This is a genomic window from Micromonospora sp. WMMA2032 (assembly GCF_002688545.1).
In the GTDB taxonomy this organism is placed as follows: Bacteria; Actinomycetota; Actinomycetes; order Mycobacteriales; family Micromonosporaceae; genus Micromonospora; species Micromonospora sediminicola.
Window position 1 is genome coordinate 3673398 of sequence record NZ_CP024052.1, and the last position, 24069, is coordinate 3697466.

Below are 24069 nucleotides of genomic sequence, written 5' to 3' on the forward strand. Positions count from 1 at the left end.
CCCGGTCAACTGTGCCCGTGCCCCGGGGTGCCGTGTCCGGCGTCCGGGGTCGGTGCGGTGGTGGTCGCCGGCCCGGTGGGCGCCGGCGGGGCCTGGTCGCCGGCCACGACGGTGAACTCGGCGGTGTGCACCGCGTCGCCGTGCCGGAAGTCCAGGTAGAGACGGTACGCCCCGGCCGACGGCACCTCGGCCGCGAACGTGATCGCCGGTCCGGCCGGCGTGCGCCCGTCGCCGGGCGTGCCCTCCGGGTGCACGTGCAGGTAGGCCAGGTCACCCTGGCGCAGCGCCACCAGGTGGCCGTACGCCCCGAGGTAGGGCTGGAGGTCGGTGACCGGCCGGCCGTCCCGGCTGACCGAGAGCGTGAGCCGGCTGGTGCGGCCGGGCTCCGGCGCGCCGGTGAGCGTGACAGTGTAGCCGTCGACCGTGGTGCTGGTGGCCGGTGGCGGCAACGGTCGCGCGGCCAGCGTGCCGGGGACGGTGACGTCGACGCCGAGCGTCAACGGCTCCCCGCCGGTCGGGGTGAAGTCGGCGAACGCCCGCCACACGCCCGGCCCGGCGAGCGGTGAGGCGACCCGCCAGGTGCCGTCGTCGGCCAGCTCCGGGTGCACGTGCCGGAAGCCGGAGAGGTCGCGGCGGGCGACGATCAGGTGCATGCGCTTGTCGTGGGCCACGTCGTAGCGGGTGACCGGCCGGCCGTCCGGGCCGGTGATCCGGAACGCGAACTGCCCCTCGGGCGCAGCCGTCGGCTGGAACGTGTAGCCGCGCTCGGAGACGAGCAGCCCGCCGGGCAGGCGGGCGGCCGCCTCCCCGGCGTGACCCTGGTCGCCGTGGCCGGCGTCGGTGTCGTCGTGGCGGGTGTCGGCGGCCGGGGAGTCGGGACCGGCCACGTGACCGATCCCGTACGCCGCGCCGAACACCGCCACGAGGCCGAGGGCGAAGCCGCTCAGCTTCGTCGCCGTGTTCATGGTGTCTCCTCGTGTCGTCGGGTCCGCGGACCCGTCACGCCCCGACGAGGTCGTAACCGGCCTCGTCCACGGCGGCGCGTACGGCGTCCGCATCCAGCGGGCTCCGGCTGGTGACGGTGACCCGGCCGGTGGCCAGGTCGATCTGGACGTCGGTGACGTCCGGCAGTGCGCTCAGCTCGGTGCTCACCGCGGTGACGCAGTGCCCGCAGGTCATGCCCCGCACCTGGTAGGTGGTCTCCATCGCGTCCCTCCGATCCCATACCCCCCTGGGGTACTCATGGCACGTTAGCATACCCCCGAGGGGTACGCTATCCTCGATCTCATGACCACGCCGCCCACCCCGACCCGGGGCTACACCGCCAGCAAGGACCAGCTCCTCGCCCGGCTCCGCCGCATCGAGGGTCAGGTCCGGGGCATCGAGAAGATGGTCGAGGACGACCGCTACTGCATCGACGTGCTGACCCAGATCTCGGCCATCCAGGCCGCGCTGGACAAGGTCGGCCTGGGCCTGCTGGACGGGCACGCCCGGCACTGCATGCACGAGGGGGCCGCCGAGGGCCGGGCCGACGAGATGGCGTCCGAGATGATGGCCGCCGTCGGCCGCCTGATGAAGCGCGGCTGACCGGGACCTCCGACCCCCGGAACGGGCCGCCCGACCCGGTCCGCCGACCGGCCGGGAGACATACCGTCGAGGTGGCCGGGGCCGGCGGTCGCGCCGCCCCGGAGCCGACGGACGGAGGGCGGCCGGATGATGTGGTCGGGCCCGATGATGGGCTGGATGTGGATCTGGTCCCTGCTGGTGCTGGCGGTGCTGGCGGGGCTCGTCTGGTTCGTGGTGCGGATGCCCGGCCCGGACCGCGCGTCGCCCGGCACGGCCCGGCGCATTCTCGACGAGCGGTACGCCCGCGGCGAGATCGACGAGGACGACTACCGACGTCGACGCGCCGGCCTGGCCTGATCCGGCGTCCACCGGCGGCGCGGGCCGCCCTGGATACCATGGCCGGGCGACGACCCGGGCGTGATCCCCACGCGTCCGCGCCGGCCCCGGTGACCCGACCGGTCCGGTGACCCGGTTCCGCCGCGACCGTTGGGAGAGACGCCGTGGGCGCCGATCACACCCGTCCCGCAGCCGCCGCGCCGCCGGGCGTACGCCGGCTCCTGATCGCCACCGTGGTGCCGCTCTTCGTGCTCACCGTGATCGCGGCGCTGGTGCTCTGGCCCCGGGCGGACCGCGACCCGGTGGACGGCGGCGCGGACGTGCCGCGCTACCACGGCACGGTGACCCGGGTGGTGACCGAGCCCTGCCCGCCCACGCCCGAGTCGCCCGAGGGCGACACCGGCGGCCCCTGCGGCACCGTGACCGTCGCCGCCGAGCAGGGGCCGGACGCGGGCCGGCAGGTCGAGACGCCGGTCCCCACCGGACCCGGCGCGCCCCGGGTCGCGGTCGGTGACGAGGTGATCCTGGTCGAGCTGGTCGACCCGGGCGACCCGTCGGTGAAGACCTACAACATCGCCGAGCACCAGCGCGGTACGCCGCTGATCTGGCTGGTGGCCCTCTTCGCCGCCGCGATCGTGGCGTTCGGCCGCTGGCGCGGGCTGGCCGCGCTGGGCGGGCTGGTGGCCAGCTTCGCCATCCTGCTCGGCTTCGTGCTCCCCGGCATCGGCGCCGGGCAGTCGCCGCTGCTGGTGGCGATCGTCGGCGCCGCACTGATCATGTTCGTGGTGCTCTACCTGACCCACGGGATCACCGCGCAGACGTCGGTGGCGGTGCTGGGCACGCTCGGCAGCCTGGTGATCACCGGAGTGCTGGGCACGGTGGCCACCGCCGCCACCCACCTGACCGGCTTCGGCAGCGAGGACGCCACCACGCTGTCGATGTTCCAGGGTGACGTGGACCTGCACGGACTGCTGCTGGCCGGCATCATCATCGGTTCGCTCGGCGTGCTGGACGACGTCACCGTCACCCAGGCGGCCACCGTCACCGAGCTGGCGCACGCCAACCCGGGGCTGTCCCGACGGCAGCTCTACCGGGCGGCCACCCGGGTGGGCCGGGCGCACATCGCGTCCACCGTCAACACCATCGTGCTGGCGTACGCGGGCGCCTCGCTGCCGCTGCTGCTCCTGCTGGTCGCCGACTCCCGCCCGGTGGGTCAGCTGCTCACCAGCGAGTTCCTCGCCCAGGAGATCGTCCGTAGCGCGGTGGCCACGCTCGGCCTGATCGCCGCCGTACCGCTGACCACCGCGCTGGCCGCGGTCGTGACCACCGCCGGTCGCGCCGGGCGGGCCGCCGGACCCGCGACGCCCCGGCCGCCGTCGCCCCGGGAGGACGCGTGGGAGGCGCTCGGCGAGGGCCGGTCCGGCGGGGGCAGGAGCACGGAGGCCGCATGGTGACACTGCGCAGCGTGACGGCCGATTCCAAACGCGATGCTGGTCACGCTGGGCGGTGGCGAATTCTCGCGATTGGTCGGCTTCCGGACGTAGATCCCCGGGAGTGGTCTCGGGTAACCTCGCTGCCGGTCACCGCCGAAGGCGCGCACCGGCGCCTGCGGTGCCGCCGCCCAATCGCCTCCGGGCGAGCCGGGGAACCAGGTACATGGGGTGAATCCGCGCCAGCGGAAGGGGCCGCTTCCGTCCCGAACCCGTCAGCTAACCCGGTCGGCGGTCGACGGAAGGGAACACTGTGACGGCACCCCTGCGCCGCTGGCTGACACCCGTGGTGGCCGTGCTCGCCGCTCTTGCCGTGCTGGCCGGGCCGACGCCGGCCTCGGCGGCCCCCGGCACCGCCGCCCCGAACCCCTCGGGCCACTCGGAGGACGACGACCCACCGCTGATCAGCGAGGCCGTCACCGCCGCCAACCGCGCCTACCTCCAGGCCAAGTCGAAGTTGGACACGTCCCGCAAGCGGCAGCTCCAGCTCGCGCTGGAGGTGAAGGCGGCGCAGAACCAGCTCGACGCGCTCAGCCCGCAGGTGAGCGAGATCGCGGCACAGTCCTACCGGACCGGTCGCGTCGGCGCCATGGCGATGCTGCTGGAGAGCGACTCCCCCGACTCGTTCGTCCAGCGGGCCAGCGCCCTCGACGAGCTGAACCTGTTCAACGCGCAGCGACTCGCCGCCATCAACGAGGTGAAGGGCCGCGCCGAGCGGGCCAAGATCGCGCTCGACGCCGAGGTGCGGGAGCAGGAGAAGCAGGCGAACGCGATGGCCCGCGAGAAGGTCGAGGCGCAGAAGGCGCTGAAGCTGGTCGGCGGGCTGGACTTCACCGGTGGCCTGGTCTCGGCCACCTCGCCGGTTGCCAAGATCGGCCCCGGCCGCACCGCCGACGGCGGGTGGAAGTCCGAGTCGTGCAGTGAGAACGACCCGACCACCTCGGGCTGCGTCACGCCGCGCACCCTGCACGCGTACAAGGAGGTCAAGCGCGCCGGGTTCAACCGCTTCGTGGGCTGCTACCGCCCCGGCGGGCCGTGGGAGCACCCCAAGGGCAAGGCGTGCGACTGGTCGTTGCAGAACAGCGGCTTCGCACCGTGGCACAACAACGACACCCGCCGGTACGGCAACGAGGTGGCCGCCTTCCTCATCCGCAACGCCGACCGGCTGGGCATCTACTACGTGATCTGGAACCGGCAGATCTGGTTCCCGGCGACCGGCTGGAGTTCCTACAGCGGGCCCTCCAACCACACCGACCACGTGCACATGTCGCTGCTCTGACGCGCGCGTACGACAAAGGGGCCGCCCGTGGGCGGCCCCTTTCGCGTATCCGTTTCCCGGTCAGCCGGCGAGCGCCGCGTCCGCCGACGCGGCCGGTGACGGCAGCGGGGCCGGCGACTGCGCCACCGTCCGGACCTCGCCGCCACTGAGCCGGTACGACATGCCGACCACCGCGCAGGCCCCGCCGGCCACCTTCGCGGCGAGCACCGAGGAGCGGGCCAGCAGGGTCTCCACCGTCTGGGCGATGTGCACGTCGATGATGCCGTCGAGATCCTCGACGCCCTGGCGACCGGCCCGGAGCAGGCTGGGTGAGACGGCGTCCACCACCGCGCCCAGGTGTCCGGCCGGGGCGGAGCCGGTGCGGACCGCCTCGCGGGCCGCCTGGACCGCGCCGCACGAGTCGTGGCCGAGCACCACCACGAGCGGCGTGCCGAGCACGGTGACCGCGTACTCCACGCTGCCCAGCACCTCCGGGCCGGCGGTGTGGCCGGCGGTGCGCACCACGAAGAGGTCACCGAGGCCGCGGTCGAAGATGATCTCGGCGGCGAGTCGCGAGTCGGAGCACCCGACGATCACCGCGAACGGGTGCTGACCGTCGGCCACCGCCGCCCGGTGCCCGGCGTCCTGGTTCGGGTGCTGCGGCACACCGGTGACGAACCGGTGGTTACCGGCACGCAGTTCGGCGAGTGCCTCGTCGGGGGTGGTCGGGATCATGCTGCTCACCTCGTCCTCGCGGAGCCGTCAGGCCGGCCGGCGGCGGTGTCGGCCCCGCGACCCACCGTCACACGCGACCCATGGCACGTCAAGATTTCGTGATACGCATTTCATACGTCACCCTCGTCGACCGTGCCGGGTCGGGGCGACGACGGAAGGAGCCATACGATGACCACCATGGCGACCACACCGGCCGAGGACGGGAGCCGCAAGAACTGGACCTTCCTCACCAATCACGGGCACGTCCTGCTGGCCATCGCGCGCAACCCCACCGCGCGCCTGCGGGACGTGGCCGACGAGGTGGGTGTCACCGAGCGGGCGGCCCAGGCCATCGTCGCCGACCTGGAGGCCGGTGGTTACCTCCGCCGCACCCGGGTGGGCCGGCGCAACGAATACACGGTCAACCCGAACGGGCGCTTCCGGCACCCGGCGGAGGCCGACCAGCAGGTCGGTGCGCTGCTCGACCTGTTCGGCGCCGAGCCGACCGGCGACACCGCCGAACACTGACCGTCCTCGCGCGACCGCCCGTTCCCACGCGCACACGGCCGCGACGGTAATCTCACCGCGTGCGCGACAGCTTGCTGGCGAACGGGACGACGGGGCGCGTCCGTGCCGGACACCGGATCAGGTCCGTCCTGTCCGGAGCGGCGGTCGCCGCCCTGGTCGGCGGCGCGCTGGCGGTGCCGACGCCGGCGGTCGCGGCGCCCGCGTGCGGGCCCACCGGCGGCCCGGCCCCCACCGAGATGCCCTGGGCGCTGAGCCGGCTCGACCCGGCCGCCGCCTGGCGGGTCGGCAAGGGGCAGGGCGTCACGGTCGCGGTGGTCGACTCCGGCGTCTCGCCGAGCCACCCGTTGCTGCGCGGCCGGGTGCTGCCGGGCGAGGACTTCAACCAGTTGGTCCACCTGCGCGGGCAGTGCGACCTGGTCGGTCACGGCACCATGGTGGCGGGCATCATCGCCGGCCGGGAGGGCACCGGCTCGCCGTACACCGGCATCGCGCCCGAGGCCCGCATCCTGCCACTGCGCGTGCTGGCCGAGAACAAGGAGAACTTCGACCCGGACGTGCCGGGCGAGATCGGCCGGGCGATCCGCTGGGCGGTCGACCACGACGCCGACGTGATCAATCTGTCCCTGGTCACGCTCGACGACCCGGCCCTCCGGTCGGCCGTCACCTACGCCCTGGGCAAGGGCGTGATCGTGGTGGCCTCCGCCGGCAACCGGCAGGAGAACCGGGAGGACCGGCCGGCCTATCCCGCGGCGTACCCGGGGGTCATCGCCGTCGCCGGCATCGACGAGCAGGGCGGCCACGTGGGCAGCTCGGTCAGCGCGGACTACGTGGACATCGCCGGCCCGGGCCTGAACATCGTCGGCCCCGCCCCGCAGGGTGCCGGCTACCGCGCCGAGCCGCAGGGCGGGACGAGCTTCGCCACCGCGTACGTCTCGGGGGTGGCCGCGCTGGTGCGGGCCGCGCACCCCGAGATCAGCCCCGAGGAGGTGGCCTACCGGTTGACCCGCACGGCGGACAACCCGCCCGACGGGCACAACACCGAGGTGGGCTACGGGATGGTCAATCCCTACCGGGCGGTGACGAACCTGCTGGGCACCCGCGACGACCCCCCACTGGGCGCGATGCCGCCGCCGGCGCCGGCCGCCGACCCACTGGCCTGGCAGCGCACGGTCGCGATCTGGGTCGCCGTCGTCGGCGGGCTGCTGGCCGGCGTCCTGCTCACGCTGCGCCCGATCCTGGTACGCGGGCGGCGACGCGGCTGGCGCCCCGGCCGTCGCGACCTCCCCCGTGGCGCCTGACCCGGCCCCGTCACCCACCTCCCGGGAGGGCGCCGCCTCCCCACCGCACGGGAAAACGCAGCGGCTCCGCCCGGCGCGAGCCGGAGCGGAGCCGTCGTTGACCGGTCGGGTCAGTTGCCCCAGACCTTGGAGTTGCTCATCTCCGTGGTCATGTAGTTCTCGCGCGCGATGCCCACCGCGCCGCCGATCTCGTTGAGGACCTTGTTGATGTCCCGCACGGCCGCGTCCCACTGGGCCTGGTGCTGCTCGTAGGCGACCCGGTCCTGGCCCTCCCACTCGAGCTTGCTCAGCATCGACCGCAGCGTGTCCAGCTTCTCGTCGATGGTCCGCGAGATGGCCTGCATCTGCTGGTTGCTGCTCTCGAGGACAGCATAGTCAACCTTGATGCTCATCGATTCCTCCTCTGCCTGTCTTCGCGGATCACGGGTTGAGCGCAGCGTGGAACTTGTCCAGCATCTGCTGCTGCTCTTCGTCGTTGACCTGGTGCGTGGTGCCGGACTTGTCGAGCAGGTCCGCGATGTTGTCCATCGCCGTGAGCAGCTTCGCCGTGTCCTCGGTCCAGCGGTTCATCAGGCCCTGGAAGCCCGTGGAGGCCTGGCCCTTCCAGGCCATGGCCAGGTCGTCGACCACGTTCCACAGCTTCTTGAGCTCGCCGTCGACGTCGCTGCGCGTGGACCGCACGTCACTCGCGGCGGTGTGCAGAGTCGCTGCACTGACCTCGAACGCCATGCTTCACACCCTTCCGTCATCTAGTGGCGGCGGTTCCGCCGCGCCCCTCCCCCGCGGCAAGGCGAACACACCCCACCGACGGACACTTCATCCGAACCGTAGCGGACGACGTCCAACCCGCGCAGCCCTCCCTTCCCATCGTCGAATTCCGACAGGACACCGCGATCCGGCGTGGACCGTACGAGTTGGACGGTGCCCGGTCAGGCCGGCTCCGTCCAGGCGGTCTGGATCAGCTGCTGGCCGTCGCGGCGGCGGACCAGGGTGCCCCGGCCCGGCGGCTGCGGGGTCGGCCGCAGGTTGCCGAACACCGCACCCTCCTCCCGGCTGCCCGACATCAGCAGGCCCGGCGAGTCCAGTTCGCGCAGGCGTTGCAGCACCGGCTCGTAGAGGGCCCGGGCCACGCCGCCCACCCGCCGCGTGATGATCAGGTGCAGGCCGATGTCCCGCGCCTGCGGCAGCAGCTCGTGCAGCGCGCTGAGCGGGTTGTTGCCGCCGGAGGCGACCAGGTCGTAGTCGTCCACCAGGATGTAGAGCTCCGGCCCCTTCCACCAGCTGCGGTCGCGCAGCTGCGCGGTGGTCACGTCCGGGCCGGGCAGCCGGTTCTGCAACGCGCTGCGGATGGAGCCGAGGCCCTGGCTGAACACCTGGTTGGACGGCGCGTAGTCGAGCAGGTGGTCGCCCTCGACCGCCCCCAGCAGGCCGCGCCGGTAGTCGGCGATGACCAGCCGCGCCTGGGCCGGCGTGTAGCGCTCGGCGATCCCCCGGGCGATCAGCCGCAGCAGGTTGGTCTTGCCGCACTCGGCGTCACCGAAGACGGTCAGGTGCGGCTCGCTCGCCAGGTCCAGGTAGACCGGGGCGAGCGCCGACTCGTTGACCCCGATCGGGATGCCCGGGGCGGACCGGTCGACCACCTGGGCCAGGTCGGTCAGCGCCAGCTTGCGCGGCAACAGCCGCACCTTCGGCGCGGGCCGGCCCGGCCAGTTCGCCGCCACGTGGCCGGCCAGCGCGACCGACGCCTCGGTCAGGTCCTCGATGTCGCGCTTGCCGTCGATCCGCGAGACCGCGGTGAGGAAGTGCAGCTTGTCCCGGGTCAGGCCCCGACCCGGCGAACCGACCGGCACGTTCTGCGCGGCCCGCCGGTCGATCTCCGACTCGGACGGGTCACCGAGCCGCAGCTCCAGCTTGGTGCCGAGCAGGTCCCGCATGTTGATCCGGATCTCCGCCCAGCGCACGGCCGTGATCACCACGTGCACGCCGAAGCCCAGCCCCCGGTTGGCCAGGTTGGTGATGGTCTGCTCCAGCTCCTCGTACTCCTGGCGCAGCGTGTTCCAGCCGTCCACCACGAGGAAGACGTCCCCGAACGGGTCGTCGGCGAACTCCCCGGCGGCCCGCCGCCGGCGGTAGCTCGCCACCGAGTCGATGCCGTGCTGGGTGAACCGGTTCTCCCGCTCGTCGATCACGGCGACCACCTCGGCGACGGTCCGCCGGACCGCCTCGGTGTCGCGCCGACCGGCCACGCCGGAGGTGTGCGGCAGCCCGTCCAGGCTGCGCAGCGCGCCGCCGCCGAAGTCGAGGCAGAAGAACTGCACCTCACGCGGCGTGTGGGTGAGCGCGAGGGAGGCCAGCATCGAGCGCAGCATGGTGCTCTTGCCGCTCAGCGAGGCGCCGACGATCACCACGTTGCCACCGGCGCCGGAGAGGTCGACCATCATCGGGTCCCGACGCTGCTCGTACGGCCGGTCGACGATGCCGACCGGCACCGCGAGCCGGCCCCGGCCCGGCCAGTCCGCGGTGGTCAGGCCGAACGTCGGGTGCACGCTCAGCTTGGGCAGCAGCTCGGCCAGCCCGGACGGCTCCGCCAGCGGCGGCAGCCAGACCTGGTGCGCCGGCCGGCCCCGGCCCTTGAGCTGGTCGATCAGGACGTCCAGCATGGCCACCGCCTTGCCGTCACCGGTCTGCTCCGGCTCGGGCGCGGTCTCCGCCGGGGTCGGCAGCTTCGGCACCGGCACGTAGTCGATGCCGTACGGGACGATCCGGCGCTGCACCTGCGCCCGGCTGGAGCGCTGCGTCTGCCCCGGCGCCCGGTAGGGGCCGGAGACGTAGGCGGCACGGAACCGCAGCATGGTGGCCGTGTCGGTCTTCAGGTAGCCGTGGCCCGGCGCGCTCGGCAGCTCGTAGGCGTCCGGCACACCGAGCACGATCCGGCTCTCCACCGCCGAGAAGGTCCGCAGACCGATCCGGTACGACAGGTGCGTGTCCAGACCGCGCAGCTTGCCCTCCTCCAGTCGCTGCGAGGCGAGCAGCAGGTGCACGCCGAGCGACCGGCCCAGCCGGCCGATCATCACGAACAGGTCGATGAAGTCCGGCTTGGCGGCCAGCAGCTCGGAGAACTCGTCGCAGATGATGAGCAGGCTGGGCATCGGCTCCAGCGGCTCACCGGCCGCGCGCGCCTTCTCGTAGTCGTAGCGGGACACGTAGTTGCCCGACGCCCGCAGCACCTCCTGGCGGCGGTTCATCTCGCCGGCCAGCGCGTCCCGCATGCGGTCGACCAGCGGCAGCTCGTCGGAGAGGTTGGTGATCACGGCGCTGGTGTGCGGCAACGCGTCCAGCGACGCGAACGTGGCGCCACCCTTGAAGTCGACCAGGACGAAGTTGAGCTCCTCCGACGAGTGCGTCACGGCCAGCGCCGCGACCACCGTACGCAGCAGTTCGCTCTTGCCGGAACCGGTCGCGCCGATGACCAGGCCGTGCGGGCCCATGCCCTCGTGCGCGGACTCCTTGAAGTCCAGCTCGACCACGTTGCCGTCCGGCCCCAGGCCGAGCGGGATGCGCAGCCGGTCCCGGTGGCCGCGCGGGCGCCAGGTCTGCCGGGTGTCCACGGTGGCGGCGTCGCCGACGCCGAGCAGGTCCGGCAGCTCCATGCTGCGGGCCAGCGGCTCCTCGGTGCTGGCGCCCTGCTGCTGGGACAGCCGGAACGGGGCGATCTGCCGGGCCAGCCCCTCCGCCGCCGCCAGCGACAGCCGGTCCGGCCGGCCGAGCCGGGAGGAGGTGGGGCCGCGCACCAGGTCGAGCCCGCTGCCGTCGCCGGCGTCCAGGCAGAGCAGCCACCGGCCGGCGTCCCGGGGGACCGCGCCGGACAGGTCGAACACGGTCGTGCCGAGCAGCCCCGCGCCGGTCAGCGCGCAGGTCGCCGAGACCTCGCCGCCGTCGAGCACCACCACCACGTGCGGCGCGGTGGTGAGCGGCTTCGCCTCCGGGGCGAACCGGGGTCGGCCGCCCAGCTCGTTGGCGAGCGCCGACTCCGCCTCGGCCAGGCTGGCGAAGACCATCCGGCGCGCGCCCGCCGCGTCCGTACGCCCCGGGTGCTGGGCGTGCGGCAGCCACTTCGCCCAGTCCCAGACCGGCTGCCGGTCCGGTGCGGCCACCACGACGACCAGCAGGTCCTCCGGGGCGTGGAAGGTGACCAGCTGACCCAGCGCCGCCCGGGCCAGGTCGAGCACCGGCTCGCGGTCGCCGCGCAACGCGATCCGGCTGAACGCGCGCAGCGACAGGGCGGTGGGCAGGTCGGGCACGCTGGAGTGGGCCCGGACGAACCGGCGCAGCGCGATCGCGCTCATCGGCTCCAGGTCCTCCACCGGCTTGGTCTCCGGCGGCACGATCTCCACCGCCAGCCGTTGCGGGCCGAGCGCGATCCGCACCTCGCCGAAGTCGTCCTCGGTGATCCGCCGCTCCCACAGCCGGCGCGAAGCGGCGATCGACCAGAGCGCGTCGGGCTCCGGGTGCCGCCAGGTCATCGCGGCGCGCTGCTGCTCGGCCGCCCGCCGGGTGCGCTTGCGCATCTGCGCCAGGTAGCGCATGTAGTCGCGCCGCTGGGCGTTCAGCTCCGCCTTGTCGTTGCCGCCGTTGCCGAGCGTGCCGATCGCCATGCCCAACATGGACACCCCGAACAGGCCACCGGCGACGTACGTCATCATGCCGCCGCCACGGCCGGCGTAGAGGAAGGCCATCGCGCCGACGCCGCAGAGCATCGGCAGGATCATCAACACCTGCCCCATGCCCTTGGCCTGCGGCTCCGGCAGCTCGGGCGGGGACTCCAGCAGGACCTCGCCGCGCGGCAGCGCGGGTCCCGGTTGACGCGGAAGTCGGCGGAACACCACCGTACTCACGGCTCTCCCCTCCCCAGAAGTGGCAGTGATCGTGGTCTGCCACCGCCGGTGAGCGTCGGGTGGGCAACCTGTGCGACCGCCATCGTAGGTAATCTCCCGGAGGCGTCGTGGACCCGTGGGGGCGACGCCGACGGCCGGGTGGATCGTAGGGCGAGCACGAGGAGGCCACAGTGGCGACGAAGGCGGCGACCGGCGGGCTGAGCCGGATCACCATCGTGGCGCCGCGCACCAGGATGGATCTGGCGCTGCCGTCCGACGTGCCGCTGGCCGACCTGCTGCCCACGCTGCTGCGCTACGCCGGCGAGGACCTCGCCGACGAGGGTGTGCGGCACGGCGGTTGGAGCCTGTCCCGGCTGGGCGGGCAGCCGCTCGACGGTGGCCGCACCGCCGCGCAGCTCGGCGTCCGCGACGGTGAGGTGCTCTACTTCAACCCCCGGGCCGCCACCGCACCCGAGATCGTCTTCGACGACGTGGTGGACGCGGTCGCCACCTCCACCACCCAGCGGGCCGGCGCCTGGCAGGTGGGCACCACGCGCTCGTTCGCCGTCCTCCTCGCCGGGTCGACGCTGGCCGCGGGCGCGGTCGCGGCGCTGTTCACCGGGCCGCCGCAACTCCCCGGCGCGCTGGCCGCCCTGGTGGTCGCGGTCGCCCTGCTCGTCGGCGCCGCCGTGCTGTCCCGGGCGGCCGGCGACAGCCGTACCGGTGCGGTGCTGGCCCTGGTCGGCGTCGGCTACGCGGCGGTCGGCGGCCTGCTCGTGCTCGCCGGGGACCGGCCGCTCGACGACCTGGCCGGCCCGCACGTGCTGCTCGCCGCCACCGCGGTGGTGGTCTTCGGCGCGGTGGCCGCGCTCGCCGTCGGCGACCGGCTGCCGCTGTTCCTCGGCGCGGTGGGCGTGGGCGCGGCCGTCGGTCTCGGCGCGGTGCTCAGCCTGGCCTTCGGCATCGGCGCGGCGGCCTCGGCGGCGGTGGTGGCGACGGTGGCCTTCGGCGCGCTGCCCGCGCTGCCGATGCTCGCCTACCGACTGGCCCGACTGCCGGTGCCGTCGATCCCGACCGGCCCGGAGGACCTGAAGACCGACACCGAGTCGGTGGACGGGCCGTCGGTGCTGCGCGACAGCGAGCGCGCCGACGGATTCCTCACCGGCCTGCTCTGGACCGTCTCGCTGCTGGTGCTCGGCGGCGAGGTGGTGCTCGCGCTCGACGGCCGGCTCCCGGCCGTCCTGCTCTGCCTGGTGCTGGCCCTGCTGTCACTGCTGCGGGCGCGCCCGTTCCTCGGCCGGGGCCAGCGCACCCCGGTGCTGCTCGCCGGCACCGTCGGCCTCGGCCTCACCGCCCTGGCGGTCTTCGCGGCCGGCTCGACGCCGGTCCGGCTCGGGCTGGTCCTGGGCGGCCTGACCGTGGTTGCCGTGATCAGCCTGGTCTACGGCCTCACCGTGGCCGGCAAGCGGATCTCCCCGGTCTGGGGCCGCACCCTCGACATCGTCGAGATCCTGCTGATCGTCGCGCTGGTGCCGCTGGCCGTCTGGGTCTGCGGCATGTACGGCTGGATCGTCAACCTTCGACCGTGACGGTGCCCATCGCGGTGCCGACCGGCGCGGTGGCGTAGACGCCGGGGCCGTGCTGGCCGTCCAGCGGGCGGGCCGGCACACCGGCCCGCCGGGCCATGTCCCGCACGACCTTCACCAGCGCCTCGGCGTGCCCGTCCATGGCCGCCACGCGCAGCAGCGGCGGGACCCGCCGGCCGCCGGGGAGCACCACGGCCGCGACGGTGTGCGAGGGCGCGGAGGTCGAGGTGACCGCGTCCACCAACGCGCCCAGCGAGCCGGTGGGGCGGACCCGCAGGGCCAGGCAGCGCTGGGTCCAGCCGCCCCCGCGCAGGCTGGTCCAGGTCTCGACCGGGGACTCCGGCGCCAGGTCGAGGCCGGCCCCGGAGACCACCGCCGCGTGCAGCTCGTCCCGGCCGAGCACCCGGTGGCCGAGGCCGGCGGCGGTGAGCGCCTTGCCGAGCCGGCCCACCCCGGCCGCGACCGTGCGGTGCACGCCGCGCAGGCCGCCGCCACGGCTCACCGTCTCGGCGCGCGCGTCCCCCACCGACAGTCGCAGTGCCACCCACACGGTGCGGTGCGCCGCGGGCGGCGCGCCGGGAGCCGGGTACCAGACCAGGGTGTGCGAGACCACCTGGGTCTGGGTGACCGGGCCGGTGAAGTCGGCCAGCACGGCGAGCGCCCGGTCCACCGTCGACGCCTCGATCGACCCGGCGGGCGCGCCGGGTCGGCCGGTCAGCGCCAGGGCGGCGAACCAGCCCCGGTCGTCCTGCCCGATGCCGAGACGGGTGCCGCGTTCGGTCAGCTCCACCACGGTCAGCTCGGGGGCGAGCGCGGCCAGCCGCGGGTCACCGCCGGGCACCGCGCCCCGGGACCGGTCCCGACGTCGACGCAGCCGGCGGCGGAGCATCAGGTCCTCGTACCACCAGCGGCCGCCCCGGCGGGCGAACGCGGCCACCACGGCCAGCAGCGCCAGCCCGGCGACCACGGCGAGCAGCCAGGTCGGGCCGGCGGTGGCGAACCAGACCGCGAGCGCCGCGCACTCCACCACCACGAGCTGGCCGACGACGACCGGACCGAGTCGGCCGCGCCGGCGCCGGTCCGCCGGGGTGACCGGCCGGTCCGCCGGCACGGCGGGGGCGGTGGCCGTACGACCGGGTGGCGCCTGGAGCTGCGTCATCGGTGAGCGTCCCTTCTGGACATCCTGGGCATCCGCCGGCGGGGTGCGTCGTCGGGTGGCGGACGGGGTCCCGGCAGACCCCCGACGGCCCCTTATCGTAGGGAAGCCCGCGGCGCTGTTCGGACCTGATCGCCGCGGACCCACCCCCGCCGGAGGTTAGTCATGCGGACCCGCCGCGATCAGGTGCAGGCGTACCGCTTCGTCACCCGCCGCATCGTCTCCGCGCTGCTCTCCGGCGACCCGGAGACCAACGACCTGCCGATGCGCCGCCTCGGCATGGCGGTGTTCGGCAGCGTCGTCGCCGCGGCCGTGGTGCTCGGCGGCGTGGGCGCGTACGGGCAGCTCACCAGCAACTCCGCGCCGCTCGAGGCGAACACCGTGGTGATCGAGCGGGAGACCGGCGCCACCTACTACTTCGGCGAAGACCAGGTGCTGCACCCGACGCTCAACTACGCCTCGGCCCGGCTGATCGTGAACGACGCGTCGGCGACGGTCCGCACCATGTCGCAGGCCTCCATCAAGGACCGGCCGCGTGGCCGGATGGTGGGCATCGTGGGCGCGCCGGACGACCTGCCGGACCGCAAGTCCCTGGTCGGGCTGCCGTGGTCGGTCTGCGACGTGCCCGACCCGAACGACCCGCAGCGCTCCACCACCCGCCTGGTGGTCGACCGCCCACTGCCCGGCGGCACCCCGCTCACCGACCGGGCCGTCCTGGTCCGCACCAGCGACGCGCGCTACCTGCTCACCGGTGGCGCCCGCCTGCGCGTGGTCGGTGACGAGCAGGCGCTGGTGGCGTTGCAGATGGCGGGTGCCACCAACCTCACCGTCGGGCAGCAGTTGCTCAACGCGGTGCCGGTGGGCCCGGCGCTGCGCAAGCCCGCGATCGACGGGGACGGCGGGCCGAGCGGGCTGACCGTCGCCGACCGGCCGGCCCGGATCGGTCAGGTCTACCAGGCCGCCGGCCAGTACTACGTGCTGACCCGGCAGGGTCTGGCCACGATCCGGGAGGTCACCGCCCGCCTGCTGCTCGGCGGCGGGGGCACGGTGACCGAGATCACGGCGGACGAGGCGGGCCGGCTCCTCACCGACCAGCGGCTGGACGCCGACGGGCTGCCGGCCCGGACGCCGACGCTGCACGACGTCCGCCCCGGGCGCACGGTGCTCTGCGCCACCTACCGCTCGGGGCCGGCCGGTCAGCCTCCGACCACCACGCTGGAGGTCTTCGACTCGCCGCCGGCCGAGCTGGCCGGGACGACCGCGATGCCGGCACGGCAGGGCGCCCGGGACGCCGTCCGCACCGCCGAGAGCGTGCTGCTGCCCGGCGGAAAGGGCGTGCTCGTGCAGGCGACGGCCGGCGAGAGCGGCAAGCCGGCGGCCGGCTCGACGATCTACCTGATCACCGCGCAGGGGATCCGCTACCCGCTCGGCGCCGCTGGGGGCGACGCGAGGAGCGCGCTCGGCTACGGCGACGTGACCCCGCTGGCGGTGCCCGCCTCGCTGCTGGCGCTGGTGCCGACCGGCCCGACGCTGGCCCGGCAGGACGCGTTGGCGTACTTCGATGCGGCGGACACCCCGACGGCCGGCGCGACCCCCTCGACGGGCGGCGGGGCGGCCCAGGTCCAGGGCGGTTGAGCGAGGGGCGACAGGTCCGAAGTGGAGGAGAGCGACGACGGGTCGCCCGGGTTGGTCCGGTTCGACTAACCTGAGCATGGCCAACGGTTCCGGACGATGACTACGGGGATGCAGCCATGACGGGGCGCACGACAGTCGACGTACTGTCCTTGGAGGACTTTCACCAGCGGCTCGAGCGACGTCTGCACGAGGCGGAGTCGGTGTTGCGCAAGCTCAACACCGAGATGCAGTGCCGCCCGCCGGCACTCGGCACGTTCGCCGACGCGACCGACAACTCCCGTCGCTACTCCGAGACGCACCAGAGCTACGTCAACCACGTCGATCGACTGCGCCGGGCGATCCTGGCCGCCCGCGAGGCGACCCACACGATCATGACGAACTACAAGACCGCCGAGGCCCGCAACGCCGCCGTCGCGGCCGACGTCGCCGCCGCCCTCTCCGGGCTCAACGAGGCGATGAAGCAGCCGAAGGAGGATCCGCGTGTCTGAATACACCCAGCGTTACGAGCACGTCAGCCACGAGGAGCTCTACCAGGGCGTCAACGCCGGCGACCCGTTGCAGATCGAGGGCCTCAGCGCCCAGTGGACGTCGCTCAAGGGCACCCTCGACGATCTCGGTCGCGACCTCGCCGCCGACCTGGACGCGCTGGCGAAGACCTGGACCGGTGACGCCGCCCGCGAGTTCCACCGCCGGCTCGACATGGTGGTCGGCTACTCCGGCAACCTGGCCGAGGGCATGACGGGTGTCCGACAGGGCCTCGACATGATGGCCGTCGAGCTGCGCACCGCCCAGGCCAAGGCGGAGAGCCCGGAGAAGACCGACGACAACGACAAGCTGCTCTCCGGCGCCGGCAAGGGTTTCCTGATCGGCGGTGCCCCCGGCGCGCTGATCGGCGGCATCGTCGGCCACCAGCAGGACGAGGCCGAGCAGGAGAAGGCCCACCAGCGGATGGTGCAGGTCGTGGCGAAGCTGGCCGAGGGCTACGACTTCTCGGCGTACGGCCGGATCGTGGTGCCGGAGCCGCCACCCGACGACTTGTTCCGCCATCCGGGCGGCAGCGATCCGACGCTGCAGAACGGCCCGTCGGTGCGGACGCCGTCGGCCGGCCCGACCCTGGGCAGCTTCGGCCCGGGCGCGAACGGCACCGCGACCACCTCGGGCGTGCACCACACCGCCCCGACCAGCGGCACGCCCGGCGACGGCGGCCCGGGCGACGGCATCCCCGGCGGCCACCCCGGCGCGGGCGCGCCGGGTTCCGTGACGACCGGCGGCACGGTCGACCCGACCGGCACCTCGCTGGCCGGCGCCGGCCCGCTCACCGCCACCACCGGCGGTCCGCAGATCGGTGGCGGCCCGGGCTTCGGTCCCGGCAGCGCCAACCCGACGATGACGGCCGGCGGGGGCGGCGGCACGCTCTACGGCGGCCCCGGCGTGCTGAGCACCGGCTCGTTGGCCGGGACGGGCCCCACGAACGCGGCGTCCTCCGGGCGACTCGGCGGCGTGCCCGGCGCGGAGAACCGCTCGGCCGCCGGCACCGGGCGGCTCACCTCCGGTCGCGGCCTCACCGTCGACGGCGAGGGCAGGTCCACCGGCCGCAGCGCCGGCGCCACCGGACGGCCCGCCATGGCCGGCCGCAACGGCGTGCTGGGCGGGCGCGGCGCCGACGACGACGAGTCGGAGGGCCGGCTGACCTGGCTCACCGAGGACGAGATGGTCTGGGGCGACGGCGGGTCGGCCCCGCCGCCGGTGCTCGGCGGCATCTGACCCGGACACGGACGAACGGCGCGGCTCCCCCGGCGGGAGCCGCGCCGTTCGCTGTCGGACGGGCAGGTATACCTAGAGCGTATACATACTGTGTATAGTCCCGGTCATGTCGATCGGTCACACCTTCCTCGGGCTGCTGCAAGCCAGCCCACGACACGGCTACGACCTGAAGCGGGCCTACGACGAGCGCTTCGGCCAGGCCCGTCCGCTCGCCTACGGGCAGGTCTACTCCACGCTGTCCCGGCTGCTGCGCAACGGACTCGTCGAGGTCGACTCCGTCGAGCCCGGCGAAGGCCCGGAGCGCAAGCGGTACGCGATCACCGAGGCCGGTGTCACCGACGTGGGGCGGTGGCTCGCCCAGCCGGAGAAGCCGGAGCCCTACCTGCACAGCGTGCTCTACAGCAAGGTGGTGCTCGCGCTGCTGACCGGCCGCCCGGCCGCGGACCTGCTCGACGTCCAGCGCGCCGAACACCTGCGGCTGATGCGGGAACTGACCCGGCGCAAGACCCGAGGCGACCTGGCCGACCAGCTCGTCTGCGACCACGCACTGTTTCACCTGGAGGCGGACCTGCGCTGGCTGGAGCTGACCGCGTCCCGACTCGACCAGCTGGCCCGGGAGGTCGGCCGATGAGCGCGGACGCACTGCTGGTGGCGGAGGACCTGCACCGCTCCTTCGGCCCGACCCCGGCGCTCGCCGGCGCGTCGCTGGCCGTCGCGGCCGGTGAGGTGGTGGCCGTGATGGGGCCGTCCGGGTCCGGCAAGTCGACGTTGCTCCACTGTCTCGCCGGAATCGTGCCGCCGGACACCGGCCGGGTGCGCTACCGGGGCGCCGACCTGACCGCCATGTCGGACGCCGAGCGCAGCGCCCTGCGCCGCCGGGAGTTCGGTTTCGTCTTCCAGTTCGGGCAGCTCGTACCGGAGCTGACCTGCCTGGAGAACGTCGCGTTGCCGCTACGGCTGGAACGGGTCGCCCGGCGTGCGGCGGAGCGGCGGGCCCGGGAGTGGCTGGACCGTCTCGAGGTGGCGGACGTGGCCGGCAAGCGGCCGGGTGAGGTCTCCGGCGGTCAGGGGCAACGGGTCGCGGTGGCCCGGGCGCTGGTCACCGCACCCCGGGTGGTCTTCGCCGACGAGCCCACCGGCGCGCTGGACTCGCTCAACGGCGAGCGGGTGATGCGCCTGCTCGCCGGTGCCGCCCGGGAGACCGGAGCGGCGGTGCTGCTGGTGACGCACGAGACCCGGGTGGCGGCGTACTCCGACCGGGAGGTGGTGGTCCGCGACGGCCGGACCCGCAGCCTGGAGCAGGTGGCGTGACCGCGACCGTGCCGCGCCGACCGGTCGGCGCCGGCCTCGGCGACCTGTTGATGGGCGCGCGGATGGCGGCCACCGGCGGGCGTTCCGGATGGACGCGCACGCTGCTCACCGCGCTCGGCGTCGGGGTGGGCGTGGCCATGCTGCTGCTCGCCGCCGCGGTGCCGGGGGCGATCGACAGCCGCGGCGAACGCACCACCGCGAGGAGCGAGCCGTTCGTCGACGCCGCACCGCCCGCCGGTCCGGACACCCTGCTGGTCCTGCACGCCGACAGCCAGTTCCGGCAGCGCACCGTGCGGGGCTGGCTGGTCCGCCCCGAGGGCCCGGACGCTCCCGTGCCACCCGGCCTGACGGCCCTGCCCGGCCCGGGTGAGGCGGTCGTCTCACCGGCGCTGCGTGCCGTGCTCGACTCGCCGGACGGGCCGCTGCTCGCCGCCCGTCTCGGCGGCGCCCGGGTGGTCGGCGTCATCGGCGCCGACGGCCTCTCCGGCCCGGACGAGCTGGCCTGGTACGCGGGCCGGGCCGACCTGACCGAGGAGTGGGCGGGCCGCGTGGACCGGTTCGGTGGTGGCGGCCAGGGCGAGGAGCTGGGTCCCACGCTCAACCTGCTGGTGGTGGTCGTGTTCGTGGTGCTGCTGCTGCCGGTGGTGGTGTTCCTCGGCGCCGCCGTCCGCTTCGGCGGCGACCAACGGGACCGACGGCTCGCCGCCGTCCGGCTGCTCGGCGCCGACCACGGCATGGTGCGGCGGATCGCGGCCGGGGAGGCGACCGCCGCCGCGCTGCTTGGCCTGGTGGTGGGCGGCGGGCTGTTCCTCGCCGGCCGGCAGCTCGCCTGGTTCGTCTCGTTCGCCGACTACAGCTTCTACCCGGCGGACCTGCGACCGGCGGTCCCCCTGGTGGCGCTGGTGGTGCTGGCCGTGCCGGCGCTCGCGGTCGCGGTGGCGCTGCTCGCGCTGCGCCGGGTCGCCGTGGAACCGCTCGGCGTGACCCGTCGGGGTCGCCCGGCACGCCGCCGGCTCTGGTGGCGGCTGCTGCTGCCCGTCGTCGGGCTCGGGCTGCTCTATCCGTCGACCGGGTCCGGGCCGGCGCCGACCGCCGACTGGCGGATCGCGGCGGGCGCGGTACTGCTGCTGGCCGGCACCGTCACGGTGCTGCCGTGGCTGGTCGACCTGGTGGTGCGGCCGCTGCGCGGCGGCCCGCCGGCCTGGCAGCTCGCGGTACGTCGGCTCCAGCTGGACAGCGCCACCTCGGCCCGCCTGGTGAGCGGAGTGGCGGTGGCGGTGGCCGGCACGATCGGGTTGCAGATGCTGATCGCCGGCGTGCAGGACGAGTTCCGTCGGCCGTCCGGTCAGGACCTCACGCGCGCCCAGGCGATGGTGAACCTCCCGGCTGTCGCCGATCCGCGCGCCGCGCTGGACCGGCTCGCCGCCGTCGAGGGAGTGACCGGCAGCGCGGCCACGCTGTCCACCGCCGCCGCCCCGGCGGGGAACACGAACCCGAACGCGGTCGTGACGGTACGGATCGGCGACTGCGCGGCCCTGGCCGAGTACGCCGAGGTGGACGGGTGCGCGGACGGCGACGTGTTCCTCGCCCGCTCCGGCGACCCCGAGGCGGGCGTCGAGCCCGGCGGCCGGATCCGCCTGGACGAGGACTGGACCATCCCCGCGGCGACCCGGATCGTGCCCGCCCGCACCGACCCGACGGGTGGCCGGGCGCAGTCCGCGCTGCTGCTCACCCCGACGGCCGCCGCCGGCCTGCCGGCACGCCACCTGAACGCCACCGCGCTGCTCACCTTCGACCCGGCCGACCGGGACGCCGTGGAGCGGGTGCGCGCCACGGTGGCGGCGATCGATCCGCCGATCGGGCAGGTGCTGGAGTTCCGGGCGGTGCAGGAGGACCCGGGCTTCACCAAGGTGCGGACCGGGCTGACCGCCGGCGCCGTGATCACTCTGCTGCTGCTGGGGATCAGCCTGCTGGTCGGCGTCCTGGAACAGCTTCGGGACCGGCGACCGCTGCTGGCCGCCCTGGTCGCGGTGGGCACCCCCCGACGGGTGCTGGGCTGGTCCGTGCTCGCCCAGACGGGCGTACCGGTGCTCGTCGGTCTGGTGCTCGCGGCCGGTGTCGGTACGGTGACCGGCGCGGTCCTGCTCGTCATGGTCGGCGCGCCGGTGGTGCTGAGCTGGCCGGTGGTCGGGCTCGGCACGAGCCTTGGCGCGGCGGTCGTGGTGCTGGTGACGGCGGCGAGCCTGCCGGTGCTGTGGCGGCTCACCCGCCCGGACGGCCTGCGGGTCGAGTGAGTTGACGACCCGCCCGGCAACCCAGGAGCCGGGCGGGTCGTCGTCACCGGTCAGCAGAAGGCGCCGGCCCGGGCGCCGCCGTCCTGTCGGGTGGTGCGGAAGTCGCAGAGGTCGTAGCCGTTGTCGGCGAGCGTCGCCTTGACGTCGGCGAGCTGCCCCGCGTCCAGCGACGGTTCCCGGGACAGCACGAATCCGCTGCTGCGGTCGGGGTCGCCGACGACCGCCCAGCGGTAGTCGGGGTCGAGCCCGATCACCACGTAGTTCGGGCCGCCCAGGTAGATCCACCGACCGCCGAGGTTGATGAAGGAGACGGTCAGCGCCGAGTCGGCGGGCGGATTCTCGCTCCGCGCGCGTCCGGTGACCGTGCTGGTGGTGCCGACGATCGTCCGGCAGGTGTTGCGGACGCCGACCGTGCCGTCGGCCTGGACGTCGTACCGGGCCTTGACGTTCTTGAAGCACTGGATCTCGAACCACTGCGGGATCGCGGCCACCTGGTACCAGTCGCCCGCGTACCGGTTCACGTCGACGTCGGCCACCGGGCGCAGCGGCCCGGTGTCGACAGCGGTGGCCGCGGCCTGTGCCGGGGTGGCGCCCAGTGCGGTGACGGTGGCGGCCAGCGCGGCGACCAGCGCCGTCGTGGTGCGGCGTGCTCCCATGGCTTCTCCTCGCGATCGGGGGCTCGACGGCGGAAGTGTGCCCGACCGGGACGGCGGAAAACTATCGACAATGTCATCCTCGTCGATGCATCCGGCGGGGCGTCCCGGAGCGAAGAAGAAGGTCCGTCCACAGCGACCCGTGGGCCGGCTCACGTAACCCGCAAGATCCTCGAGCTGCGGGAGTCGGCATCACCCGATAGGTTGAGACGGTGCTGCCCGTAGCGTTCACCCCGTCCACCTGGACGGCGACGCTGCGCCGGATCGCCCGCACCGCCGTGGCCAGCCTGGTGCTCGTCGCCGGCCTCCAGGGGCTGACCGCCGCGCCCGCCCCGGCCGCGCCCGCGCGGTCCGCCGTCACGGCGGTCGAGGCGTCCCCGACCACCGCCGTCGGGCCGGCACTCGCCGCGCCCGCGGGTTTCGCCGCCGACGCCGCCACGGCCCTCGCCGCGCCGGTCGCCGCCGAGACCGCCCCGCGCTCCGTCACCTCCCCGACCACGGGTCCGGCCGTCGCCGACCCGTCCGCCGACGCGGCCGTGCCGGTCGTCGCGGCAGTCGGGGTCCTGGCCGCCACCGAGCCGGGTCGCGCCGCGATCGCCCGGCGCGGGCCGCCGCGCGCCTGACCGGACCACCCCTCCGGTACGCCCCGACACGCCCCGCCCTGCCGCGCGTCCCGTCGCGTCAACCGCGACGCACCCCGCCCGGCCTCCCGGGCCCCAACCGTCGATCGTCGAACGTTCCACCCGAGGTGCTGGTGATGCAGACCGTCTTCTCCACCGTCCTGCCGGACGTCCCCGCCGCCGCCGTGATCTGGCTGGCCCTGCTCGCGGTGGCGGCCGTCGTGGTCGCCGCGCTGGTCGTCCGCCCGACCCGGTTCCGTTCGGTGTTCGGCGAGCGGATCAGCGAGGCCGCCCGACCGAGCAGCATCGACCTGGCCGAGCAGGCCCGCGAGCGGGCCCGGGAACGCCGCCGGTACGCGGCCGAGGTGGCCGTGGCCGCGTCCCGCGCGGCGACCACCGCCGAGCGGAGCCGCACCGAGTGGCTGGCCGCCCAGGACGAGGCCGAGGAGGCGTGGCGGTCCTGGCAGGCGGCGGAGAAGGACGTGGACCGGCTGGCCGCCGCCGCGGCGCTGCCGCTGCCCCGGACCGCCCGCACCCCGGCCGAGTACGCGGACCGGGAGCGCTGGCTGCACCGGGCGGCGCTCGACGCCCAGTGGCGCAAGGAGATCACCGTGCGGCAGCTCAGCGACATCCTCGGCGGGAACGGCTGGGATCCGAGCCGGCACCCGGTGGAGCAGGAACTGCTGCTGCGTCGCCTGGTCCGGGACAACCTGACCGCCCGCCACCGCGCCGCCACCGAGCGGGAACAGGCCGCCTGGCGGGCCGCCGAGACGGCCGCGGCCGCCGCGCGGAGCCTGCGCGAGGAGGCGTTCGCGGCGTTGCACCCGGTCGCCGAGCCGCAGGCCGCACTCTCCATCGTGGGCTTCGCCGGGCCGGAGACGACCCGGGAGCTGCCGACCGGGGCGGTGGGTGCCGAGATCACCCGGGAGTTGAGCCCGGTGGCCCGGGGCCGGGCGGCCGTGGCGGCGTACTGACCGTCGGGCGGC

23 protein-coding genes and 1 riboswitch are annotated in these 24069 nt (G+C 74.5%); of the genes, 15 read left to right on the forward strand and 8 right to left on the reverse strand.

Annotated elements, in window-relative coordinates; genetic code table 11:
• Nucleotides 1-5: 5 nt before the first annotated feature.
• Both CO540_RS16725 and CO540_RS16730 read right to left on the reverse strand, forming a co-directional pair.
• Nucleotides 6-965 (reverse strand): hypothetical protein, encoded by a 960-nt coding sequence (locus CO540_RS16725; protein ID WP_099162773.1) that lies wholly within the window; start codon nucleotides 963-965, stop codon nucleotides 6-8.
• A 34-nt stretch (nucleotides 966-999) separates the two neighbouring features.
• Complete coding sequence (locus CO540_RS16730; protein ID WP_091583071.1) at nucleotides 1000-1206, reverse strand: heavy-metal-associated domain-containing protein; 207 nt, start codon at nucleotides 1204-1206, stop codon at nucleotides 1000-1002.
• Between the two features lie 81 nt (nucleotides 1207-1287).
• Here CO540_RS16730 and CO540_RS16735 point away from each other — a divergent pair, with 81 nt between their 5' ends.
• The 4 genes from CO540_RS16735 to CO540_RS16750 all read left to right on the forward strand — a co-directional run bounded on the left by CO540_RS16735 (nucleotide 1288) and on the right by CO540_RS16750 (nucleotide 4671).
• Nucleotides 1288-1587: a metal-sensitive transcriptional regulator gene (locus CO540_RS16735; protein WP_091583077.1), complete on the forward strand. Its 300-nt coding sequence runs from the start codon at nucleotides 1288-1290 to the stop codon at nucleotides 1585-1587.
• Between the two features lie 156 nt (nucleotides 1588-1743).
• The gene (locus CO540_RS16740) at nucleotides 1744-1923 is read left to right on the forward strand and encodes an SHOCT domain-containing protein (RefSeq protein WP_246247961.1); all 180 of its coding nucleotides are present in this window, start codon (nucleotides 1744-1746) and stop codon (nucleotides 1921-1923) included.
• 143 nt (nucleotides 1924-2066) lie between these two features.
• Nucleotides 2067-3356 (forward strand): YibE/F family protein, encoded by a 1290-nt coding sequence (locus CO540_RS16745; RefSeq protein WP_099162774.1) that lies wholly within the window; start codon nucleotides 2067-2069, stop codon nucleotides 3354-3356.
• 154 nt (nucleotides 3357-3510) lie between these two features.
• A riboswitch (cyclic di-AMP (ydaO/yuaA leader) is annotated at nucleotides 3511-3641 on the forward strand.
• 4 nt (nucleotides 3642-3645) lie between these two features.
• Nucleotides 3646-4671: a hypothetical protein gene (locus CO540_RS16750; protein WP_099162775.1), complete on the forward strand. Its 1026-nt coding sequence runs from the start codon at nucleotides 3646-3648 to the stop codon at nucleotides 4669-4671.
• 60 nt (nucleotides 4672-4731) lie between these two features.
• On the opposite strand, the gene CO540_RS16755 is transcribed toward CO540_RS16750, so the two are convergent.
• The gene (locus CO540_RS16755; RefSeq protein ID WP_099162776.1) at nucleotides 4732-5385 is read right to left on the reverse strand and encodes a carbonic anhydrase; all 654 of its coding nucleotides are present in this window, start codon (nucleotides 5383-5385) and stop codon (nucleotides 4732-4734) included.
• Between the two features lie 168 nt (nucleotides 5386-5553).
• Here CO540_RS16755 and CO540_RS16760 point away from each other — a divergent pair, with 168 nt between their 5' ends.
• Nucleotides 5554-5892, forward strand: coding sequence for a helix-turn-helix domain-containing protein (locus CO540_RS16760; protein ID WP_099162777.1), 339 nt, complete (start codon nucleotides 5554-5556; stop codon nucleotides 5890-5892).
• Between the two features lie 59 nt (nucleotides 5893-5951).
• Nucleotides 5952-7190 carry a type VII secretion-associated serine protease mycosin gene (mycP, locus tag CO540_RS16765; RefSeq protein WP_253865987.1) on the forward strand — a complete coding sequence of 413 codons (1239 nt, stop codon included), beginning with the start codon at nucleotides 5952-5954 and terminating at the stop codon, nucleotides 7188-7190.
• Nucleotides 7191-7300: 110 nt separating this feature from the next.
• Here the strand turns inward: mycP and CO540_RS16770 are convergent, their stop codons facing one another.
• The 3 genes from CO540_RS16770 to eccCa all read right to left on the reverse strand — a co-directional run bounded on the left by CO540_RS16770 (nucleotide 7301) and on the right by eccCa (nucleotide 12085).
• Entirely contained in the window at nucleotides 7301-7582 is a 282-nt protein-coding gene (locus CO540_RS16770) for a WXG100 family type VII secretion target (protein WP_099162778.1), read from the reverse strand.
• Nucleotides 7583-7610: 28 nt separating this feature from the next.
• Entirely contained in the window at nucleotides 7611-7919 is a 309-nt protein-coding gene (locus CO540_RS16775; protein WP_091583107.1) for a WXG100 family type VII secretion target, read from the reverse strand.
• A 200-nt stretch (nucleotides 7920-8119) separates the two neighbouring features.
• The gene (gene eccCa / locus CO540_RS16780) at nucleotides 8120-12085 is read right to left on the reverse strand and encodes a type VII secretion protein EccCa (protein ID WP_099162779.1); all 3966 of its coding nucleotides are present in this window, start codon (nucleotides 12083-12085) and stop codon (nucleotides 8120-8122) included.
• A 170-nt stretch (nucleotides 12086-12255) separates the two neighbouring features.
• On the opposite strand from eccCa, the gene eccD reads away from it, so the two are divergent.
• Nucleotides 12256-13653: a type VII secretion integral membrane protein EccD gene (gene eccD / locus CO540_RS16785; RefSeq protein WP_098743903.1), complete on the forward strand. Its 1398-nt coding sequence runs from the start codon at nucleotides 12256-12258 to the stop codon at nucleotides 13651-13653.
• Here eccD and CO540_RS16790 read toward each other — a convergent pair.
• Nucleotides 13637-14809: a type VII secretion protein EccE gene (locus tag CO540_RS16790; protein WP_099162780.1), complete on the reverse strand. Its 1173-nt coding sequence runs from the start codon at nucleotides 14807-14809 to the stop codon at nucleotides 13637-13639. The two genes, eccD and CO540_RS16790, sit on opposite strands and share 17 nt — an antisense overlap.
• Nucleotides 14810-14971: 162 nt before the next feature.
• Between CO540_RS16790 and eccB the strand changes: the two genes are divergently transcribed.
• The 6 genes from eccB (at nucleotide 14972) to CO540_RS16820 (ending at nucleotide 21810) form a co-directional block, all read left to right on the forward strand.
• Complete coding sequence (gene eccB, locus CO540_RS16795; RefSeq protein WP_099162781.1) at nucleotides 14972-16441, forward strand: type VII secretion protein EccB; 1470 nt, start codon at nucleotides 14972-14974, stop codon at nucleotides 16439-16441.
• A 116-nt stretch (nucleotides 16442-16557) separates the two neighbouring features.
• Nucleotides 16558-16929, forward strand: a complete 372-nt coding sequence (locus CO540_RS16800; protein WP_099162782.1) for a hypothetical protein — start codon at nucleotides 16558-16560, stop codon at nucleotides 16927-16929.
• Nucleotides 16922-18205, forward strand: coding sequence for a WXG100 family type VII secretion target (locus CO540_RS16805; protein ID WP_099162783.1), 1284 nt, complete (start codon nucleotides 16922-16924; stop codon nucleotides 18203-18205). The genes CO540_RS16800 and CO540_RS16805 overlap by 8 nt, the downstream gene beginning before the upstream one ends.
• Nucleotides 18206-18311: 106 nt before the next feature.
• Nucleotides 18312-18836, forward strand: coding sequence for a PadR family transcriptional regulator (locus tag CO540_RS16810; RefSeq protein WP_099162784.1), 525 nt, complete (start codon nucleotides 18312-18314; stop codon nucleotides 18834-18836).
• Nucleotides 18833-19516 carry an ABC transporter ATP-binding protein gene (locus CO540_RS16815; protein ID WP_099162785.1) on the forward strand — a complete coding sequence of 228 codons (684 nt, stop codon included), beginning with the start codon at nucleotides 18833-18835 and terminating at the stop codon, nucleotides 19514-19516. Before CO540_RS16810 ends, CO540_RS16815 begins: the two co-directional genes overlap by 4 nt.
• Nucleotides 19513-21810 (forward strand): FtsX-like permease family protein, encoded by a 2298-nt coding sequence (locus CO540_RS16820; protein ID WP_216642281.1) that lies wholly within the window; start codon nucleotides 19513-19515, stop codon nucleotides 21808-21810. Before CO540_RS16815 ends, CO540_RS16820 begins: the two co-directional genes overlap by 4 nt.
• A 50-nt stretch (nucleotides 21811-21860) precedes the next feature.
• Here CO540_RS16820 and CO540_RS16825 read toward each other — a convergent pair whose 3' ends face one another.
• On the reverse strand, nucleotides 21861-22466 hold the full coding sequence (locus CO540_RS16825; protein WP_099162786.1) for a lipocalin family protein: 606 nt from the start codon (nucleotides 22464-22466) through the stop codon (nucleotides 21861-21863).
• 209 nt (nucleotides 22467-22675) lie between these two features.
• Between CO540_RS16825 and CO540_RS30185 the strand changes: the two genes are divergently transcribed.
• A complete protein-coding gene (locus tag CO540_RS30185; protein ID WP_157779140.1) occupies nucleotides 22676-23086 on the forward strand; it encodes a hypothetical protein in 411 nt (136 codons plus the stop codon).
• A gap of 134 nt (nucleotides 23087-23220) precedes the next feature.
• Entirely contained in the window at nucleotides 23221-24057 is an 837-nt protein-coding gene (locus CO540_RS16835; protein WP_099164797.1) for a hypothetical protein, read from the forward strand.
• Nucleotides 24058-24069 lie beyond the last annotated feature (12 nt).

Coding starts and splice junctions, on each gene's coding strand:
- CO540_RS16725 (WP_099162773.1), bottom strand. CDS start 965: ATGAACACGGCGACGAAGCTGAGCGGCTTCGCCCTCGGCCTCGTGGCG.
- CO540_RS16730 (WP_091583071.1), bottom strand. CDS start 1,206: ATGGAGACCACCTACCAGGTGCGGGGCATGACCTGCGGGCACTGCGTC.
- CO540_RS16735 (WP_091583077.1), top strand. CDS start 1,288: ATGACCACGCCGCCCACCCCGACCCGGGGCTACACCGCCAGCAAGGAC.
- CO540_RS16740 (WP_246247961.1), top strand. CDS start 1,744: ATGTGGATCTGGTCCCTGCTGGTGCTGGCGGTGCTGGCGGGGCTCGTC.
- CO540_RS16755 (WP_099162776.1), bottom strand. CDS start 5,385: ATGATCCCGACCACCCCCGACGAGGCACTCGCCGAACTGCGTGCCGGT.
- CO540_RS16760 (WP_099162777.1), top strand. CDS start 5,554: ATGACCACCATGGCGACCACACCGGCCGAGGACGGGAGCCGCAAGAAC.
- CO540_RS16770 (WP_099162778.1), bottom strand. CDS start 7,582: ATGAGCATCAAGGTTGACTATGCTGTCCTCGAGAGCAGCAACCAGCAG.
- CO540_RS16775 (WP_091583107.1), bottom strand. CDS start 7,919: ATGGCGTTCGAGGTCAGTGCAGCGACTCTGCACACCGCCGCGAGTGAC.
- CO540_RS16790 (WP_099162780.1), bottom strand. CDS start 14,809: ATGACGCAGCTCCAGGCGCCACCCGGTCGTACGGCCACCGCCCCCGCC.
- eccB (WP_099162781.1), top strand. CDS start 14,972: ATGCGGACCCGCCGCGATCAGGTGCAGGCGTACCGCTTCGTCACCCGC.
- CO540_RS16800 (WP_099162782.1), top strand. CDS start 16,558: ATGACGGGGCGCACGACAGTCGACGTACTGTCCTTGGAGGACTTTCAC.
- CO540_RS16810 (WP_099162784.1), top strand. CDS start 18,312: ATGTCGATCGGTCACACCTTCCTCGGGCTGCTGCAAGCCAGCCCACGA.
- CO540_RS16815 (WP_099162785.1), top strand. CDS start 18,833: ATGAGCGCGGACGCACTGCTGGTGGCGGAGGACCTGCACCGCTCCTTC.
- CO540_RS16825 (WP_099162786.1), bottom strand. CDS start 22,466: ATGGGAGCACGCCGCACCACGACGGCGCTGGTCGCCGCGCTGGCCGCC.
- CO540_RS16835 (WP_099164797.1), top strand. CDS start 23,221: ATGCAGACCGTCTTCTCCACCGTCCTGCCGGACGTCCCCGCCGCCGCC.